At 66.0% G+C, this 18,614-nt stretch carries 14 protein-coding genes; 6 read left to right on the forward strand and 8 right to left on the reverse strand.

What is annotated here, in order from left to right:
- The first annotated feature begins 210 nt into the window (after window positions 1-210).
- The 5 genes from tkt (at window position 211) to FHR73_RS01975 (ending at window position 8,547) form a co-directional block, all read left to right on the forward strand.
- Window positions 211-2,295, forward strand: a complete 2,085-nt coding sequence (tkt, locus tag FHR73_RS01955; RefSeq protein WP_183629140.1) for a transketolase — start codon at window positions 211-213, stop codon at window positions 2,293-2,295.
- On the forward strand, window positions 2,292-5,111 hold the full coding sequence (locus tag FHR73_RS01960; RefSeq protein WP_183629142.1) for a bifunctional transaldolase/phosoglucose isomerase: 2,820 nt from the start codon (window positions 2,292-2,294) through the stop codon (window positions 5,109-5,111). Before tkt ends, FHR73_RS01960 begins: the two co-directional genes overlap by 4 nt.
- Before the next feature lie 18 nt (window positions 5,112-5,129).
- The gene (gene gnd / locus FHR73_RS01965; protein ID WP_183629144.1) at window positions 5,130-6,107 is read left to right on the forward strand and encodes a phosphogluconate dehydrogenase (NAD(+)-dependent, decarboxylating); all 978 of its coding nucleotides are present in this window, start codon (window positions 5,130-5,132) and stop codon (window positions 6,105-6,107) included.
- Between the two features lie 83 nt (window positions 6,108-6,190).
- On the forward strand, window positions 6,191-7,747 hold the full coding sequence (zwf, locus tag FHR73_RS01970; RefSeq protein WP_183629146.1) for a glucose-6-phosphate dehydrogenase: 1,557 nt from the start codon (window positions 6,191-6,193) through the stop codon (window positions 7,745-7,747).
- On the forward strand, window positions 7,729-8,547 hold the full coding sequence (locus FHR73_RS01975) for an HAD family hydrolase (protein WP_183629148.1): 819 nt from the start codon (window positions 7,729-7,731) through the stop codon (window positions 8,545-8,547). The genes zwf and FHR73_RS01975 overlap by 19 nt, the downstream gene beginning before the upstream one ends.
- Window positions 8,548-8,895: 348 nt before the next feature.
- Here the strand turns inward: FHR73_RS01975 and FHR73_RS01980 are convergent, their stop codons facing one another.
- On the reverse strand, window positions 8,896-9,798 hold the full coding sequence (locus FHR73_RS01980) for a LysR family transcriptional regulator (protein ID WP_183629151.1): 903 nt from the start codon (window positions 9,796-9,798) through the stop codon (window positions 8,896-8,898).
- A gap of 147 nt (window positions 9,799-9,945) precedes the next feature.
- Here FHR73_RS01980 and FHR73_RS01985 point away from each other — a divergent pair, with 147 nt between their 5' ends.
- The gene (locus FHR73_RS01985; RefSeq protein WP_183629153.1) at window positions 9,946-10,674 is read left to right on the forward strand and encodes an SDR family oxidoreductase; all 729 of its coding nucleotides are present in this window, start codon (window positions 9,946-9,948) and stop codon (window positions 10,672-10,674) included.
- Here the strand turns inward: FHR73_RS01985 and FHR73_RS01990 are convergent.
- The 7 genes from FHR73_RS01990 to FHR73_RS02020 all read right to left on the reverse strand — a co-directional run bounded on the left by FHR73_RS01990 (window position 10,671) and on the right by FHR73_RS02020 (window position 18,614).
- Complete coding sequence (locus FHR73_RS01990; RefSeq protein ID WP_183629155.1) at window positions 10,671-11,591, reverse strand: LysR family transcriptional regulator; 921 nt, start codon at window positions 11,589-11,591, stop codon at window positions 10,671-10,673. The two genes, FHR73_RS01985 and FHR73_RS01990, sit on opposite strands and share 4 nt — an antisense overlap.
- A 62-nt stretch (window positions 11,592-11,653) precedes the next feature.
- A complete protein-coding gene (locus FHR73_RS01995) occupies window positions 11,654-12,652 on the reverse strand; it encodes an acyltransferase (RefSeq protein WP_183629157.1) in 999 nt (332 codons plus the stop codon).
- Between the two features lie 361 nt (window positions 12,653-13,013).
- Entirely contained in the window at window positions 13,014-13,721 is a 708-nt protein-coding gene (locus FHR73_RS02000) for a GntR family transcriptional regulator (RefSeq protein ID WP_183629159.1), read from the reverse strand.
- Window positions 13,722-13,780: 59 nt separating this feature from the next.
- The gene (locus FHR73_RS02005; protein WP_183629161.1) at window positions 13,781-14,806 is read right to left on the reverse strand and encodes a proline racemase family protein; all 1,026 of its coding nucleotides are present in this window, start codon (window positions 14,804-14,806) and stop codon (window positions 13,781-13,783) included.
- A gap of 10 nt (window positions 14,807-14,816) precedes the next feature.
- Window positions 14,817-16,298 (reverse strand): aldehyde dehydrogenase family protein, encoded by a 1,482-nt coding sequence (locus FHR73_RS02010; protein WP_183629163.1) that lies wholly within the window; start codon window positions 16,296-16,298, stop codon window positions 14,817-14,819.
- A 13-nt stretch (window positions 16,299-16,311) separates the two neighbouring features.
- Window positions 16,312-17,571: an FAD-binding oxidoreductase gene (locus tag FHR73_RS02015; RefSeq protein ID WP_183629165.1), complete on the reverse strand. Its 1,260-nt coding sequence runs from the start codon at window positions 17,569-17,571 to the stop codon at window positions 16,312-16,314.
- Window positions 17,568-18,614, reverse strand: coding sequence for a 4-hydroxyproline epimerase (locus tag FHR73_RS02020; RefSeq protein ID WP_183629167.1), 1,047 nt, complete (start codon window positions 18,612-18,614; stop codon window positions 17,568-17,570). The genes FHR73_RS02015 and FHR73_RS02020 overlap by 4 nt, the downstream gene beginning before the upstream one ends.

An 18,614-nucleotide genomic window follows, 5' to 3' on the forward strand; every position in this document is an offset into this window, starting at 1 on the left:
GTGCGGAACCAACCCTCTGGCGTGCTGTTCTAGAGGAAGGATCGCGACTGCGGCGTGGGGTCGCAGAGGATGATGCCCCCGCCGTCCCGGACCCCGTCCGGCCGCTTTGCTTTCTTCTCCTAGGCGCTGCCTTTGCTGAAAACGGTTTCACGGACGGTGTTTGCCGTTTTCGCCGCGGGTGGCGCGCCTGCCAGCACGAGGACGCTTGCCATGGGTTCCACCGCACCTTCCAGCTCCAACGCCGACCAGCTTGTCATCAATACCATCCGTACCCTGTCCATGGACGCGGTGCAGAAGGCCAACTCCGGTCACCCCGGTACGCCGATGGCCCTGGCCCCGGTCGGCCACACGCTGTGGAGCCGCTTCCTCCGCTATCACCCCGAGCATCCGGACTGGCCCAACCGCGACCGCTTCGTGCTGTCGGTCGGCCATGCCTCCATGCTGCTCTATTCATTGCTGCATCTCGCGGGCGTCAAGGAGATCGACGAGCACGGCACCGCGACCGGCAAGGAAGCGGTCAGCCTCGACGACATCAAGCAGTTCCGCCAGCTGGACTCCAAGACCCCGGGCCATCCCGAGTACCGCATGACCACCGGCATCGAGACCACCACCGGTCCGCTGGGGCAGGGCTGCGGCAACAGCGTCGGCATGGCGCTGGCCCAGAAGTGGCTGGCGGCGCGCTTCAACAAGCCGGGCGTGACCTTGTTCGACTATGACGTCTACGTCCTCTGCGGCGATGGCGACATGATGGAAGGCGTCACCGGCGAGGCGGCGTCCATGGCCGGTCACCTGGGCCTGGACAACCTCTGCTGGATCTACGACAACAACACCATCAGCATCGAAGGCCACACCGAACTGGCCTTCAGCGAGGACGTGGCCGAGCGCTTCCGTGGCTATGGCTGGCACACCCTGCACGTCAAGGATGCCAACGACGCCGAAGCCCTGGCCGCCGCCCTGCATCGCTTCAAGGGCAACACCGGCAAGCCGACCCTGATCGTGGTCGACAGCCTCATTGGCTATGGCGCGCCCAACAAGCAGAACACCGCGGCGGCTCACGGCGAGCCCCTGGGTGCGGACGAGATCAAGCTGGCGAAGAAGGCCTATGGCTGGCCCGAGGATGCTGACTTCCTGGTGCCCGACGAAGCCCGTCATCACCTGCGCGATGCCCTGCTGGAACGTGGCAGCGCTCTCTATGAAGACTGGAATCGCGCCTTCGACCGTCTGCGTCAGGACGATCCGACCCGTGCCGATGAGCTCCAGCGTATGCGTGCTGGTGAGATGCCCGAGGGTTGGGACGCCAAGCTGCCCACCTTCGACACCGACGCCAAGGGCGTGGCCTCTCGCGAGTCCGGCGGCAAGGCGCTCAATGCCTTCGCCGAGCAGATTCCCTGGCTGGTCGGGGGGGCCGCGGACCTGGCGCCGTCCACCAAGACCAACCTCAAGTTCGAGGGCGCCGGCAGCTTTTCCGCGCGCGAGCCGTCGGGACGCAACATGCATTTCGGCATCCGCGAGCATGCCATGGGCTCCATCGCCAATGGCATGGCGCTCTGCTACCTGCGCAGCTTCACCGCCACCTTCCTGGTGTTCAGCGACTATATGAAGCCGCCGATCCGCCTGGCGTCCATCATGGAGTTGCCCGTGGTGTTCGTCTTCACCCACGACTCCATCGGCGTCGGCGAAGACGGCCCGACCCACCAGCCCATCGAGCACCTGGCGCAACTGCGCGCCACCCCGGGTCTGCTGACCCTGCGTCCGGGCGATGCCAACGAAACGGTGCAGGCCTGGAAGATCGCCCTGCAGCAGACCAATCGACCCTCCTGCATGGTGCTGTCGCGCCAGCCGCTGCCGACCCTGGAGCGTACCAAGTACGCCAGCGCCGAGGGCGTCGCCCAGGGTGCCTATGTGGTGGCCGACGCGGAGGGTGGCAAGCCTCAGGTGATCCTCATGGCCACCGGCAGCGAGCTGGGCCTGGCGATGCAGGCCTATGAGCAGCTCCAGGGCGAAGGGGTCAAGGCACGGGTGGTCTCCATGCCCTGCTGGGAATTGTTCGAAGAGCAGGACGAGGCCTACAAGCAATCCGTACTGCCCGACGAGGTGCTGGGCCGGGTCGCCATCGAGCAGGCCGGTCCGCTGGGCTGGGAGCGCTACATCGGGCGCAAGGGCGCCTCAGTGACCATGAGCACCTTCGGGGCCTCGGCGCCCATCGGCAAGCTGCAGGCCAAATACGGCTACACCGTGGAAAACGTGGTCAAGCTGGCCAAGGAGCAGGCGCAACGCCAAGGGAGCGCCACATGAGCAATCCACTCAAGCAGCTGACGGAGCAGGGCCAGGCGGTCTGGCTCGACTTCGTCAGTCGCGAATTCCTCGCCAAGGGCGAGCTACAGAAGTTGATCGAGCGTGACGGCCTGACGGGCGTCACCTCCAACCCCTCGATCTTCGAGAAGGCCATGGGCCATGGCAGCGACTACGACGCCAGCCTCGAGGCCTTTCTGGAAAAGGCCGATGCCGAGCCGGTGGATGTCTACGAGCACCTGGCCATCGAGGACATCCAGCAGGCGGCCGACATCCTGCGGCCAGTCTATGACCGACTCGAAGGTCGCGATGGCTACGTGAGCCTGGAGGTTTCGCCCTATCTGGCCCTGGATACCCGTGCCACCCTGGAAGAGGCGCGCCGTCTCTGGCAGGCGGTGGACCGGCCCAACCTCATGGTCAAGGTCCCTGGTACGCCCGAAGGGGCCGCGGCCATCCGCACGCTGATCGAGGAGGGGATCAACGTCAATGTGACCCTGCTGTTCGATCGCAATGCCTACATGGCCGTGGCGGAAGCCTATATCGCTGGTCTGGAAGCCCGGCTGCATCGCGGTGAAGACATCTCCCGTCTCGCCAGTGTGGCCAGCTTCTTCATCAGCCGGGTCGATGGCGTGCTGGACAAGCTGATCGACGAGCGCAAGGGCGAGGATGCCAAGCTGGACGAACTGCGCGGCAAGGTCGCCATCGCCAACGCCAAGCTGGCCTACCAAGACTACCAGCGGCTGATCCAGTCGCCGCGCTGGAAGGTCCTGGAAGCCAAGGGCGCGCGCCCGCAGCGGCTGCTGTGGGCCTCCACCGGCTCCAAGGATCCGGCCTATCCCGACACCATCTATGTCGACCAGCTGATCGGTCCGGATACCGTCAACACCATGCCGCCCAAGACCATGGATGCCTTCCGTGACCATGGCACCGCAGCGCCCATGCTGAGTACCGACATCGAAGCCGCGCAGCGCGTGGTGGATGCGACCGCCCGTTTCGGGCTGAACCTGGATGGCGTGGCCAAGCAGCTGGTCAAGGACGGTGCCCGCCAGTTCGAGGACGCCGCCGATGCGCTGCTGGGCGCTGTCGGCCAGAAGCGTCTCGACGTCCTCGGCGAGCGCCTGAATACCGCGGACTATCGCCTGCCGTCTGCCTTGAATGACGCAGTAGAGAAGCGTCTCGACAAAGCCCGTGCCGCGGGCTGGTCGCGCCGTCTCTGGCAGGGTGATGCCTCGCTCTGGACCGGCCGCGACGAAGACCAGTGGATCGGCTGGCTGGCTGCAGCCCAGGGGCGTCAGGCCGATCCCCAGGCACTGCAAGCCCTGGCTGAAACTGCCCGGCAAGAGGGCCTGGATACCGTGGTGCTGCTGGGCATGGGCGGTTCGAGCCTGGGCCCGGAAGTGCTGGCCAATACCCTGGGTACCGCGACAGGCGGGCTCACGCTCAAGGTGCTCGATTCGACCGATCCGGCGCAGATCGCCGCCCTGGAAGAGCAGTTGGACCTGCACCGGACGCTGTTCCTGGTATCGAGCAAGTCCGGCTCGACCCTGGAGCCGGAAATCCTGCGGGCCTACTTCCACAAGGCCGTCGAACAGGCAATGGGTGCTGAAGAAGCCCAGCGACGCTTCGTCGCCATCACCGATCCCGGTTCCAAGCTCGAAGCCAGTGCCACGGCTGAGGGTTACCGCGCCATCTTCCAGGGCGATCCCCATATCGGCGGACGCTATTCGGTCCTGTCGGTATTCGGCATGGTGCCGCTGGCGCTGCTCGGCCATTCGGTGGCCGACTTCTTCCAGGTGACCCAGCCCATGGTGCTGGCCTGCAGCCCCAGTGCGCCGCCGGCCATCAATCCCGGCATCCGTCTGGGCGTGGTCCTAGGCGAGGCGGTGCGGGCCGGACGTGACAAGGTCACCCTGATCGCCTCGCCAGGTGTCGCCAGTCTGGGCGCCTGGCTGGAACAGCTACTCGCCGAGAGCACCGGCAAGCAAGGCAAGGGCATCATCCCCGTTGATTTGGAGCCGCTCGGCGAGCCCGCCGTCTATGGTGCGGATCGGGTGTTCGTCAGCCTGGTGCTGGCGGGTGAAGAAGACGCCGAGCGCGACCGTCGCCTGCAGGCCCTGGCCGCAGCCGGGCATCCGGTGGTGGACATCCGCCTCGCCCGCGCCGAATTGATCGGCCAGGAATTCTTCCGCTGGGAGGTGGCGACCGAGGTGGCCGGTGCCGTCATCGGCATCAATCCCTTCGATCAGCCGGACGTGGAAGCCAGCAAGATCAAGACCCGCGCCCTGACCGATGGCTACGAGCGCGAGGGCCGCCTGGCCGGTGACGAGCCACTGCTGGAGGAAGGCGCTCTGACCTTGTTCGGCGACGCCGACCTGCAGGGGCAGGACACCGCCCGCGCGGCGATCAAGGCGCACCTGGCGCGTCTGCAGCCCGGCGACTATCTCGCCGTGCTGGCCTATCTCGAGCGCAATGCCGTGCACGAGGAGGCCTTGGGCGCCATGCGTGATAGCATTCGCGACAGCAAGCGCGTAGCGACCGTCGGCGGCTTCGGCCCTCGCTTTCTGCACTCCACCGGACAGGCCTACAAGGGCGGTCCCAACTCGGGTGTGTTCATCCAGATTACCGCCGATGCCCAGAACGACCTGCAGATCCCAGGGCGGAGTCTGAGCTTTGGTGTCGTCGAGGCCGCCCAGGCCAAAGGCGATCTCGAGGTGCTGGCCGAACGGGGACGGCGCTATCTGCGCGTGCATATCAAGGGCGGCGACATCGACGCCGGCCTGCAACAAATCGTCGAACTGGTCGAGGCGGCGGTCGCCTGACCTCAAGGAGTCATCAGCATGCAATTGGGAATCATCGGACTGGGCCGCATGGGCGGCAACATCGCACGGCGTTTGATGAAGCATGGGCATGAAGTCGCGGTCTATGATCGCAGTGCCGAAACCGTGGCCGGCCTCGGCAAGGAAGGCGCCATCACCGCCGATAGCCTGGATGACGTCATTGCCGCCCTGGCACAGCCGCGGGCCATCTGGGTCATGCTGCCGGCCGGCGCGCCGACCGAGCAGACTATCGCCGAGCTGGCCGACCGCCTGGCTCCCGGTGACGTCATCATCGATGGCGGCAACAGCTACTACAAGGACGACATCCGTCGCGCCAAGACCCTGGCCGAGAAGGGCATCGACTATGTCGACGTCGGCACCTCCGGTGGCGTCTGGGGCCTGGAACGCGGCTACTGCATGATGATCGGCGGCAAGTCCGAAGCCGTGGAGCGCCTGGAGCCCATCTTCGAGGCCCTCGCTCCCGGCTACGGCAGCATCGAGCGGACCCGTGGCCGCAACGCCCCGGACGAGCGTGCCGAGCGTGGCTTCATCTTCACCGGTCCGGCCGGTTCGGGTCACTTCGTCAAGATGGTGCACAACGGCATCGAATACGGCCTGATGCAGGCCTACGCCGAGGGCTTCGACATCCTCAAGATGAAGAACAGCGACAAGCTGCCGGAAGACGAGCGTTTTGAGCTGGATCTGGCCGACATCGCCGAAGTCTGGCGCCGTGGCAGCGTGGTGTCCTCCTGGCTGCTGGACCTGACCGCCCAGGCCCTGGCCGGCGACGTCGAGCTGGAGAAGTTCTCCGGTTCGGTGGCCGACAGCGGCGAAGGCCGCTGGACCATCGAGGCGGCCATCGAGGAAGCGGTGCCGGTCAACGTCCTGTCCGCTGCCCTCTATGCACGCTTCCGTTCCCGCCAGCAAGCCACCTACGCCGACAAGCTGCTGTCGGCCATGCGCTTCGGCTTTGGCGGTCACGTCGAAATCCCGCAGTAAAACCTCGGCCGTTCCCCTGTGGAGCGGCCACGGGCCGCGTCCCGGGGGACGGCATCAGCCGCCCTCGTGGATAAGGCCCTGTCATGACCGATTCTCCTGCCGTTACCCCCAGCACCGCCGCCCAGGAGCGCCGCTCCTGCACCAAGGCACCGACCGCTCCGCCGGCCACGCTCTTTCTGTTCGGCGCCAACGGTGATCTGGTCAAGCGACTGTTGATCCCCTCGCTGTACAACCTCCTGCGTGACGGTCTGCTCGACGACCGCACCCAGATCATCGGCGTCGACCACAATCCCAACACCGACGAAGGTTTCGCCGAACGGCTGGAAGCCTTCATCCGCGACCAGGCCGAAGCCAAGGGCAAGTCCCGGGACGAGGCGCTGGATGCCGATTTGTGGGGCCAGCTGCGCGGGCGCATCCACTATCTGCAGGGCGACTTCCTCGAAGACGCCACCTACCAGGCGGTAGGCGAACGCATCGCCCAGGCTGACACCGACAACGCCGTCTTCTACCTGGCCACCGCCGCGCGTTTCTTTGGCGACGTCGCCGAGCGCCTAGGCAAGGCCGGCCTGCTGGCAGAGCGCGAAGACGCCTATCGCCGGCTGGTGGTGGAAAAGCCCTTCGGTGCCGACCTGGCCAGCGCCCAGGCGCTCAACCAGCGCCTGCTGGCGAACATGGAGGAAAAGCAGATCTATCGGATCGACCACTACCTGGGCAAGGAGACGGTGCAGAACATCCTGGTCAGCCGTTTTTCCAACGCCCTGTTCGAGTCGTTCTGGAACAACCACTACATCGACCATGTGCAGATCACCGCGGCCGAGACCGTGGGCGTCGAGTCGCGTGGCGATTTCTACGAGAAGACCGGCACCCTGAGGGACATGGTGCCCAACCACCTGTTCCAGCTGCTGGCCATGGTCGCCATGGAGCCGCCGGCGTCCTTCAACGCCACCTCGGTGCGTGACGAGAAGGCCAAGGTGGTCGGCGCCATCCGCCCCCAGACTACCGAAGAGGCCCTGGCCAATTCGGTACGTGGCCAGTACGCCGCCGGGACGATGAACAGCAAGCCCGTCAAAGGCTATCGCGAGGAAGAACGGGTCGATCCGCAGAGCCAGACCGAAACCTATGTGGCGCTCAAGCTGTTCGTCGACAACTGGCGCTGGGCCGGGGTGCCCTTCTACCTGCGCACTGGCAAGCGCCTGACCGCGCGCGATACCGAGATCGCCATCTGCTTCAAGCACGCGCCCTATGCCCAGTTCCGCGATACCAAGATCGACCGGATGCGGCCCAACTACCTGATCATCCAGATCCAGCCCGACGAAGGCATGTGGTTCGACTTCCACGCCAAGCGCCCGGGACCCCTGGTGGAGCTGGAAAACATCCGCATGGGCTTCGCCTACAGCGACTTCTTCGAGATGCAACCCTCCACCGGCTACGAAACCCTGATCTACGATTCCCTGATCGGCGACCAGACCCTGTTCCAGCGCGCCGACAACATCGAGAACGGCTGGCGCGCCGTGCAACCCTTCCTCGACGCCTGGCAACAGGGCGGCGCGGTGGAAAGCTACGCCGCGGGCAGTGCCGGTCCCGCCGGTGCCGATGAACTCCTGCAGAAGGACGGCCGCTCATGGCATCCGCTGACCTGATCCCCATCGACCTGCTGGTGTCGGATATCGACGGCACCCTGGTGCGTGACGACAAGAGCCTGAGCGAGGCGGTGATCGCTGCCGTCAAGCGACTGCAGGCGGCCGGCAAGGCCATTACCCTGGTCAGCAGCCGCCCGCCGCGGGCGCTGCTGCCGCTGGTGCGGCAACTGGACATCCACCAGGCGGTGGCCGGTTTCAACGGCGGCAACCTGGTGGAGGCGGACGGCACCCTAATCCGCGCCCACCGCCTGGCCGAGCAGGTGACGCGCCAGGTGCTGGAGCGCCTGGACCGCGAGGCCTTCGAAGTCTGGCTGTTTGCTGACGATCTCTGGCTGACCCGCGATGGGCAGGGGACCTATGTGCCGCGCGAGACCCGGGCGCTGGGCTATGGACCCACCGTAGTGGAGTCCTTCGAACCCTATCTGGATCGCGTCGACAAGATCGTCGCCGCCGGTGACGATCACGCGGGCCTCGAAGCCCTGGAGGGCGAGCTGGGCGAGCGGTTGGGAGAGGGCGCCACGGTATTGCGCTCCCAGCTCTATTACCTCGACATCACCCACCCCAAGGCCAACAAGGGCGACGCCCTGATCGAGCTGGCCCAGGCTGCGGGCGTACCCGTGGCGCGCACTGCGGCCATTGGCGATGGCAGCAACGACGTGCCCATGTTTCGCCAGGCGGGCCTCGCCATCGCCATGGGCCAGGCCGGCGCGGGGGTACGGGAAGCCGCGGACCGGGTGACGGTCAGCAACCAAGAAGATGGCCTGGCCCAGGCCATCGATCGGTGGATCCTGGGGACCTGATGGTGGGTGCTGTTGGGCTTCGCTGCGCTCAACCCAACCTACAGGACGCGTAGGTTGGGTTGAGGCGGCCCCATCGCCGAAGCCCAACAGGTCTGCCTTCCCACCAGGTGGAAAATGCTGCGCCGTTTTCCACGCTACGGCCTAGCAGGTGATGTTGGGCTTCGCTGCGCTCAACCAACCTACAGGGTGCGTAGGTTGGGTTGAGGCGGCTCCATCGTCGAAGCCCAACAGGTCTGCCTTCGCACCAAGTGGAAAAGACTGCGCCGTTTTCCATGCTACGCGGTGGCAGGCGGGCGCCCCCTCTCCCTCCGGGAGAGGGTCAGGGTGAGGGCCACCCAAAACCCCGCGCTACCCCTCCTTCTGCTCCCGAAATCCCCGCACATGCTCCACCAGTGCCCGCAGCTTGGGCGCCAGGTTGTGGCGGTTCGGATAATAGAGATAGAAGCCGGGAAAGGGCGGCAGATAGTCGTCCAGCACCCGCTCCAGTTCGCCCCGCGCCAGATAGGGACGGAAGGTGTCCTCCATGCCGAAGGTGATGCCGCCACCGGCCAGGGCGGTGCGCACCATCAGCAGCATGTCGTTGGTGGTGATCCGCGGCGCGACGGCCACGTCGAAGGCGCGGCCGTTCTCGCTGAATTCCCAGCGCCAGGGCGCCACCTCCGGGGCCGGACGCCAGCCGATGCAGCGGTGGTCCGCCAGGTCACGCGGGTGCCGGGGCCGGCCATGCAGGGCGAAATAACCGGGGGTCGCCACGGCCACTTCGCGCTGCGGTCCGGTCACCGGGATGGCGATCATGTCCTGCTCGATCACCTCGCCCAGCCGTACGCCGGCATCGAAACCACGCGCGACGATATCAAATTCCTCGTCGGTGACGGTGATGTCCAGGGTCACCTCCGGATAGGCCTCGATGAAGCTGGCCAGCAGCGGCCCATCGAGAAAGCGCTCGGCGATGGAGGTGACCGCCACCCGCAACAATCCGCGCGGCGGGCCGGCATGGCTGGCGTCTTCCAGGGCGCCCAGCAGACCAGCGAGGGGCCCGGCAATCTGCCGCTGCAGGCGTTCGCCAGCCTCGGTCAGACGCACGCTGCGGGTGGTGCGCTGTACCAGCGAGCTGCCCAGTTCGTCTTCCAGGCGGCGGATGGCCTGGCTGACCGCAGAGCGGCTGACGCCCAGGCGATCGGCCGCCACGCGGAAATTCTCGGCCGTGGCCACCACGACAAAGACCTTGAGCAGATTCAGATCGGTTGGCATTGGTAAGTCCGGCTAACCATGGCAGTCAGGACAGGAGGAGTTATCACGACAATGGCCGCTCGCTAAGGTGGTGGCAAGCCTGGAAGGGCACGCAGCCGACCAGCAGATCGCCCAGGCAATCCACCCCAATTCGAGAGGAAACACTCCATGGCTATCGACAAGGTCGTACTCATCACCGGCGCTTCCAGTGGCATAGGCGCGGGCATCGCGCGCGAACTGGGCGCGGCCGGTTGCAAGCTCCTACTCGGCGCCCGCCGCAGCGAACGGCTGGAAGCCCTGGCGGCCGAGATCAACGCCGCGGGTGGCGAGGCCGCCTGTCTCCGGCTGGACGTCACCGATGGCGCCGACGTGGCCGCCTTCGCCCAGGCGGCGCGCGAGCGCTGGGGGCGGGTGGACGTCATCGTCAACAACGCGGGGATCATGCCGCTATCACCAATGGCCTCGCTCAAGACCTCAGAATGGATGCAGATGGTCGACGTCAACATCAAGGGCGTGCTCAACGGCATCGCCGCGGTGCTGCCGGAATTCACCGCCCGCGGCGCCGGGCACATCATCAACCTGGGCTCCATCGGTGCGCTGTCGGTGGTGCCCACGGCGGCGGTTTATTGCGCCACCAAGCACGCGGTGCGGGCGATCTCCGAGGGATTGCGCCAGGAGCGCGACGATCTGCGGGTCACCTGCATCCATCCGGGCGTGGTGGAAAGCGAGTTGGCTTCCACCATCACCGATCCTGCGGCGCGGGCGATGATGGACGACTATCGTGCCATCGCCCTGCAACCCGACGCCATCGGCCGCGCGGTGCGCTATGCCGTCGAGCAGCCGGACGACGTGGACGTCAACGAGATCGTCGTCCGCCCGACCCGCAGCGCCAACTAGACGGTCTCGGCCAGGGCTTCGAGAAAGCGCTCCAGCACCAGATTCGGTCGCCGGCCCTTGCGGGTGACGGCGGCCAGGGTGGTGTCGAAGTGGAAGCGCTCGGGATTCAGGGCGCGCAACTGGCCCTGGGCCACCCAGGGTTGTGCGACATGGTCGGGCAGGTAGCCGATGTAGCAGCCGGTGAGGATGAGAAAGGCCACGCCTTCGCGATCCGAGGCCCGCGCCGTGCAGTTCAGCGCGGCATGGCGCTCATGGCCGTCCTGGTTGAGGAGATGATTGGGGCCGACGGCGTCCTGGGCGGCCAGGCGGTCTTCGTCCAGCGCCGCGTCGGCCACCTCGAACAACGGATGGCTGCGGCTGCAATAGAGCAGGGCGCGCTCTTCATAGAGCGGCAGGTAGTCCAGCCCGGCCAGGGCATTGATCAGCGGCAGTACGCCCAGGTGCAGGTGGCCGTCGAGCACGCCGGTCTCGATCTCGCCGGGCAGGGTCATGCCGATGTTGACCACCACCCCCGGCGCGGCGCGCTTGAGCGCGGCCAGGGCATGGGTGATGCGCATGCGCGGCTGGGTCACCAAGTTGTTGATGATGCCCAGGTTCAGCTCGCCACGCAGGTGCTGGTGCAGCTGGTTGACCTCGCTGCGAAAGCCTTCCAGGGCGGCGAACAGCGACTGGCTGGCCTTGAGCACCTCGCGGCCTTCGTCGGTCAGGGAGAAACCGGCGCGCCCGCGCTGGCAGAGGCGCATGCCCAGGCGCTTTTCCAGGTCGTTCATGTGCAGGCTGATGGCCGAACGGGTGATGCCCAGCCGGCCTTCGGCGGCGGTGAAGCTGCCGCATTCCACCACGGTCTTGAACAGTCGCAGCAGGCGGATCTCGAAATCGCCGACCTGGGCGAGCAGGGCCTTGCGCGTCGTCTTCATGGCTGCCACCGCAAATGCGGGACAGCATAAGGCGCCGTCGGAAGCGGCGCCAGCGACCGGCTTCAGGCGCCGATCAGTACCCGGCTGCGCTGCCGGGTGACCTGCTTGACCAGCCAGACCGCGGCGATGCAGCAGAGCAGGGTGATCAGCGTCAGGCACAGGCGGGTGCCCAGGTACTGGGCGAAGTTCTGCTCACCGAGCAGGCGACCCAGCACGCGATAGGCGCCGGCGAGATAGCCGTGCAGGAAGTAGATGGCGAAGCTGTAGGCGCCCAGCAGGGCCATGCCCCTGGTCAGGCGGCCCTCGGCGTATCCGGGCGCCTTGACCCTCTGGCTGAAGACGGCGAACAGCAGCAGGCACAGCGCCAGTTTCTGCAGCCCGTAGAAGGCGCTGTCGAGCACTGCCGCGCCGCTCAGCAGCACCAGGGCCGCCAGCAGCCAGTAACGCGCCTGGGGCCGTTGCAGCCGCTCGCGCTGCTCGCAGGCCAGCATGCCGCAGAGGTAGATCGGCAGAAAATGCAGTGCCGCCAGCAGCGGATCGGCATCGTTGGCCGGGCGATCGGACACCAGGAAATACAGCAGGCCGACCATGGTCGCCGCGGGCAGCAGGCCACGCTCGACGATCCACTCCAGGACCGGCGCGAGCAGGAAGATCAGCGTCAGCGCCGGGATGAACCACAGCGGACCCAGGTGGGCGCCAGTGGCCAGCAGCAGGGCGGTCTGGGCGAAGGGCGGCCAGTCATGGAAGGCGTTCATGTCGATCCACTCGTGTTCCTGCTTGAGTCCGGAGACATAGAGCAGCACGGCGGGGATCGAGATCAGCAGATAGGGGAGGATGACGTTCTGCAGCTTCTTGCCCAGATAGACCTGGTAGCTGTACTTGCCGAGGTTGTAGCGAAAGAAGAAACCCGAGAGCGCGACGAAGATGCAGGTGGTTTCCAGCGACAGCAGGTTCAGGGCGATCTGCTGGTGTTCGGTGGTCTGGTAGCTGCCCACGGTCATGTGGTGGAAAACGATGAGAACGGCCGCCAGGCCGCGGATCCAGTTGAGCTGAATCAGCATGGGGGAGGTTTCCTTGAGGAATAGGTAAACCGCGCGCTCTGCCTCGGAGGAGGGGCACGGGTTCGCAAAAGCGGAAAGTTGGGTACGCGGCAGAGACGGCGGACAGGCTACCGCGCCCGGCTGGACTACGCGCCGGGAAAAGAGGTGAGGCGAGGGGGCCTCGGCGCCACGGGACTACGGTGGCAGGCGGCCAGCTTAAAGTGTTTCAGGCAAGTTACTGATTGCTAATCAATTTTATTGTTTTCAAGATGTTTCTGAAGGTCTTGGTTGGCATGTTCCATGACCTCTAGCACAGGGGTTTGCCCGCTCAGGAGTCGAAGCTGACGTTGCGTCTGACAGGCATGTTAAGCAGGGCTCTCTGCTAGCCGACCGCCATGCCGCGCAACAGATCCTGTTCGAGAAAGCTGAGAAAGCGCTGGCGAAACAGCATGGTGTGCTCGTGGGCCGCGGCTTCGGCCTCGTCGCCGTCCTGGTGTTCGATGGCGGCGACGATACGGTCGTGGTCGCGCCCGAGCCGGGTGGAGCCAGCGCTGTTCATGATGTAGTCGAAGTGCAGATGCAGCAGCCGCTGGCCTTCGCCCAGCAGCCGGTCGTAGCTGGCAGTGAGATAGGCATTCTTGCCGGCACGGGCGATTTCCAGATGGAAGGCCTTGTTCAGTTCCGACATGGCCTGGAAGTCACCGCTGGCGACCGCGTCCAGGTAGCGCGCGTCCGCCTGCTTGATCAGGTCCAGCTCGCGTGGCGTCCGCCGGATGGCAGCCAGGCGGGTTACCGCGCGCTGCAGCAGGTCCAGCGCGGACACGTAGTTTGGAAATTCCTCTATTTCGAACGGCGTCACCAGCAGGGTGCGATTGGGCAGGATGGTGACCAGGCCCTCGCTCGCCAGGCGCGCCAGGGCGTCGCGGACTGGCGAGCGTGACAGCCCGAACTGGGTCGCCAGCGATGTTTCATCCAGGGGCATACCTGGCTTTAGTTGCAGGGTGAGGATCTGGCGACGCAGTTCCTCGTAGATGTAACGTCCGCCGTGACGGCGGGCGGCAACAGCAGGATCAGCGTCTTTTGCAGCCATCGAGGAAGTCTTCACGCTCGGAGGTTGAGAGGGGGCAGTCTAGCATCGCGCCTGTCGCGCTAGCCGAATCCGGCGCCCCAGGTATCGCTGAGCATGAAGCCGGCGGCGAGCGGATCGTCGGGATCGATGCCCAGCTGCTGCAGGCCATAGAGCCAGGCACGTCCGGTGACTCTTGGCAGTACCGCCGGCCGGCCCGCCACCTCGGTCAGGCCCCGCAAGCCAATAGTGAACTCGCCGCCGATGGTCGAGCGCGAGGTGAGCTGGTCGCCCACCGCGACCAGGCCGCGCGCGGCCAGGGTGGCGAGGTTCGCCGAACTGCCGGTGCCGCAGGGCGAGCGATCCACCCGGCCCGGCGGCAGGGTGGTGCAGGTCTGATAGGTGCGGGCGTCCAGGCGCTTGCGGAACATCACGTAGGCGATCTCGTTCACGCTGGGCAGCAGCGGATGCTGGACGTTGAGCTGGCGACCGATCTCGCCCTTGAGCGCCACACCCAGCTCCGCCAAGGCGCGGGCATGCTCCGGTGCGATGCTCAGCCCGACCTGCTCGACGTCGATTAGCGCGTAGTAGACCCCGCCGAAGGCGACATCCACCGTCAGGGTGCCATGCTGAGCGGTAGTGACCTGCAGATCCAGCGCCTCGACGAAGGCCGGCACCATGTCCAGGGAAACGTTCAGGCAGCGGCCGTCACGGCACTCGGCCTGGGCCACCACCAGGCCGGCCGGCGTATCCAGCGTCACCGTGGTCAGCGGCTCCTGCATCGGCAGAATGCCCAGCTCCAGCAGCGCCGTCACCACGCAGATGCAGTTGCTGCCCGACATGGGATGCGCCTTGTCAGCCTGCAGCACGATAAAGCCCGCCTGGGCCTCCGGGCGGGTCGGCGGCAGCAGCAGGTTGACCGACATCTGCAGGCAGCCACGTGGCTCCAGGGTCACCAGGCGCCGCAGGCTGTCATCCACCTCGTTGATATGATTCATCTTGTCGAGCATGGTCCGCCCGGGCACGTCCAGCACGCCCCCGGTGATGACCTTGCCGATCTCGCCTTCGCAGTGGACTTCTGCCAGTTGCAGGGTCTTCTTCCAGCGCATGAGGGTCGTCCTATTTGATGTACCAGCCCCAGGGCTGGTCGCTGTCATAGCGGGTGATCTGCTTGGTTTCCAGATAATTCTGCAGGCCCCATTCACCCAGTTCGCGGCCAATGCCGCTCTGCTTGTAGCCGCCCCAGGGCGCTTCGGTAAAGGTTGGCTGCGAGCAGTTGATCCAGACGATGCCGGCACGCAGCGCCCGGGCCACCCGCTCGCAGCGGTCCAGGTCGCGGGACATCACCGCAGCGGCCAGGCCGAAGCGGGAGTCGTTGGCGCTGCGTACTGCTTCCGCCTCGTTGTCGAAGGGCCGCACGCAGACCACCGGACCAAAGATCTCTTCGCGCCAGATCCAGCTGTCCTCGGCGACGTCAGCGAAGACCGTAGGTTGCACGTAGTAGCCGGTAGGCAACTGCGCCGGCCGCTCACCGCCGGTGATCAGGCGAGCGCCTTCCTCCTGGCCGCGTGAGATGGCGGCGAGGACCTTCTCGTGCTGGCCACGGCTCACCAGCGGGCCCAGCAGTACCCCGGTTTCCAGACCCGGACCGATAGTGATGCGCTGGGCTTCCTGCGCCAGGCGTTCCAGCAGAGGCTCATAGAGATCGCGCTGCACCAGCACGCGTGAGGTGGCCGAGCAGACCTCGCCCTGGTTCCAGAAGATGCCGAACAGGATCCATTCGACGGCAGCGTCGAGGTCGGCGTCATCGAAGATGACGAAGGGCGATTTACCGCCCAGCTCCAGGCTGATGTTTTTGATGTCGCGCGCGGCGGCCTGCATGATCCGGCTGCCGGTCGGCACGCTGCCGGTAAAGGCCAGCTTGTCGACGCCCGGGTGCTCGGCCAGCGGCGCGCCCGCGTCTGCTCCCAGGCCGGTGATCACGTTGAGGACCCCGGCCGGCAGCCCGGCCTGGTGGCAGATGTCGGCTAGTTCCAAGGCGGTCAGTGGGGTCAGTTCCGAGGGCTTGAGCACCAGGGTGCAGCCGGCGGCCAGGGCTGGTGCAACCTTCCAGGCGGCCATCAGCAGCGGGAAGTTCCAGGGAATGATGGCGCCTGCCACGCCGATCGGCTCCTGGCGCGCGACGGCGCTGAAGCGCGCATCGCTCAGGGTGATCGCGCGCTCGCGCTCCCGGTCCAGGCGTTCGGCCTGGTCGGCATAGAAGTCGAAGCAACCGGCGGCGTCGCCGATGTCCCACAGCGCTTCGGGAAGTGGCTTGCCGTTGTCGCGCACCTCCAGTTCGGCGAGTTGCTGCTGGCGCTCACGGATCGTCGCCGCGATGCGGCGCAGCACCTTCGCCCGTTCGGCGCCGCTCTGCTGCGGCCAGGGGCCTTCGTCGAAGGCTCGGCGGGCCGCGCGCACGGCCAGGTCGATGTCCTCGGCGGTCGCCGCGGCGACCTGGGTAATGGGGGTCTCGAGAGCCGGGTCGAGGGTCTCGAAGGTGCCGCCGCGCAGCGGGCGGACCCACTGGCCGTCGATGTACAGGTGGTCGTAGGAAGCCATCGGCGAAGTCCTGTCAGAAGCGCGAAGCGCGGAAAGGATGGAGGTCGAGCGTGGTGGCGCGACCGCTGGCCAAATCGGCGATGAGTCGCCCGGTGGTGGCGCCCAGAGTCAGGCCGAGCTGACCGTGGCCGAAGGCGAGTAGCACGTTGGGCAGGCGCTGGCTGCGATCGATGATCGGCTTGGTGTCGGGCAGGAAGGGTCGATAGCCTACGCCGTATTCGAAATCGGTCGTGCGCAGCTGTGGCAGCACGCGGCGCGCCTTTTCCAGGATGATGTCGGCGCGGGCGAAGTTGGGTTTGGCGCCTTCACCCGCGAATTCGATGGTGCCGCCGATCTGCAGGCCGCGGGTCATGGGTGCGAAGCAGAAACCGCCATCGGCGTAGATGGTGGAGTGGTGGATTTCGATCTCAGGATTTGGCAGTACGACTTGGTAGCCAGCGATTCCCGCTAGGGGGATGGAAAGTCCGAGCTGGCCGAAGAAGGCCCGCGATCCAGTGCCCGCTGCGATGACGACGCGCTCGGCTGGCAGTCGGCGCCCATCGGCCAGGGTCACCCCGGTGGCCTGGCCCTGCTGCTCGTCGAGGCGCGTGACCCGTTCGCGGATGCGCCGGCCACCGGCTTGCTCGAAGCTGGCGGTGAGGGCGGCGATGAAACCTTCGGTATCGCTGACCGCGCGCCAGTCGGGAAACAGCAGGCCGTGCTTGAAGCGTCCGGCAAGGGCTGGTTCCAGATCGGCGATGGCAGCAGCGTCCAGTTCTTCCACCTGGAAGCCCAGCCGCTCGCGTAATTCGAAATGATGACGCTCCTGGGCCAGGCCCTGTGGCGTGGCGAAGACCTCGAGGATGGGGCGCTCGCCAAGCAGGCGCTTGTCGGGACAGGCCTCCAGCAGCACGGCGTAATCGTGGTAGACCTCCCGGGTCAGGGTCGCCAGCTCCGCGGCGATCGTCTGGATGCGCGCGGGCCGGGCACAGGCCAGGAAGCGCAGGAACCAGGGGAGGATGCCGGGTAGCGCACTGGGCCGCAGGGCCAGCGGACCCTGTTGATCCAGCAGCCAACCGGGGATCTTCTTCAGGATGCCCGGCTTGGACAGGGGCACCACCTCGCTGACGGCCATCTGGCCACAACTCCATTTGGCCGTGCTGTCGCCTGGCGCGGCGGGATCGATCAGCGTCACTGCCAGGCCATCCCGTTGCAGCCACAGGGCGCAGCACACCCCGACGATACCGCCACCGACGACGATCGCGGTCTTGGTGGCGCCAGGCTCAATACTCATAGTGCGTTCTCGATATGGGGTTGGGGCATGCGAAAATCCGCCAGGTCAAAGCCTTGCCAGTAAGGTTGGGACTCGTCCACGATAAACTCGCTGCGGCCGGTGATGAATGCACTCCCTTCTATGCTCGGAATCACTGCTGGCCAGCCATTGGCCAAGTAGGTGGTGTCTTCGACCCGACCGATGAAGCGACTGCCGATGAGGCTTTCGTGGGGATAGGCTTCACCAGGCTGGAGCAAGCCACGAGCGTAACGCTGGGCGACCCGGGCTGACGTACCGGTCCCGCAGGGAGAGCGATCGATGAGGCTGCTGCCGGCGATCACCACACTGCGGCCGCGCGACGTTTCGGCACGAGGCGCGCCGGTCCACATGCAGTGTCGGACGCCGCGGATACGAGGATCCTCGGGGTGTACCACGTCGATCTCGGCATTGACCTGCGCCTGCAAGGCTGTTCCCCAGGTCAGCAGTTGCTCCGGGGTGAAGTGCTCACAGCCCGGGAAGTTTGGCTGTACCTCGATGATCGGGTAGAAGTTACCGCCGTAGGCGATATCCAGTTGCAGCCGCCCCAGAGGAGCGAAATCCAGTTCGACGTCTCTGTGCAGCAGGAATCCCGGGACGTTGCAAAAACGGACGCTCAACACCTTGTTGCCGGACATGACGTAGGTCGCCTCGATTCGCCCTGCGGGCACATCCACCACGACTCGGCCCGGCTTATGCGGTCGGATGAGACCTGTTTCGAGGCCGAAGGTGATGGAGCCGAGCGTCGCGTGTCCGCACATGGGCAGACAACCGGAGGTCTCTATGAACAGCAGGCTGCAGTCGGATCCCTCGTTGAGGGGAGGGTAGAGCAGGGTGCCGGACATATGGCTATGTCCACGCGGCTCCAGCATGAGGGTGCGACGAATCCAATCGTGGTCGCGTACGAACTCCTCGCGCCGCTCGCTCATGGTGGCACCTTCGAGCGTTGGCGCGCCCTCGATTACCATGCGTACCGGCATGCCTTCCGTGTGACCTTCGATACAGCTGAAGCGATGTTGGCGTGTCAT

The sequence above is a fragment of the Pseudomonas sp. AS2.8 genome (assembly GCF_014190935.1).
GTDB lineage: Bacteria > Pseudomonadota > Gammaproteobacteria > Pseudomonadales > Pseudomonadaceae > Chryseomonas.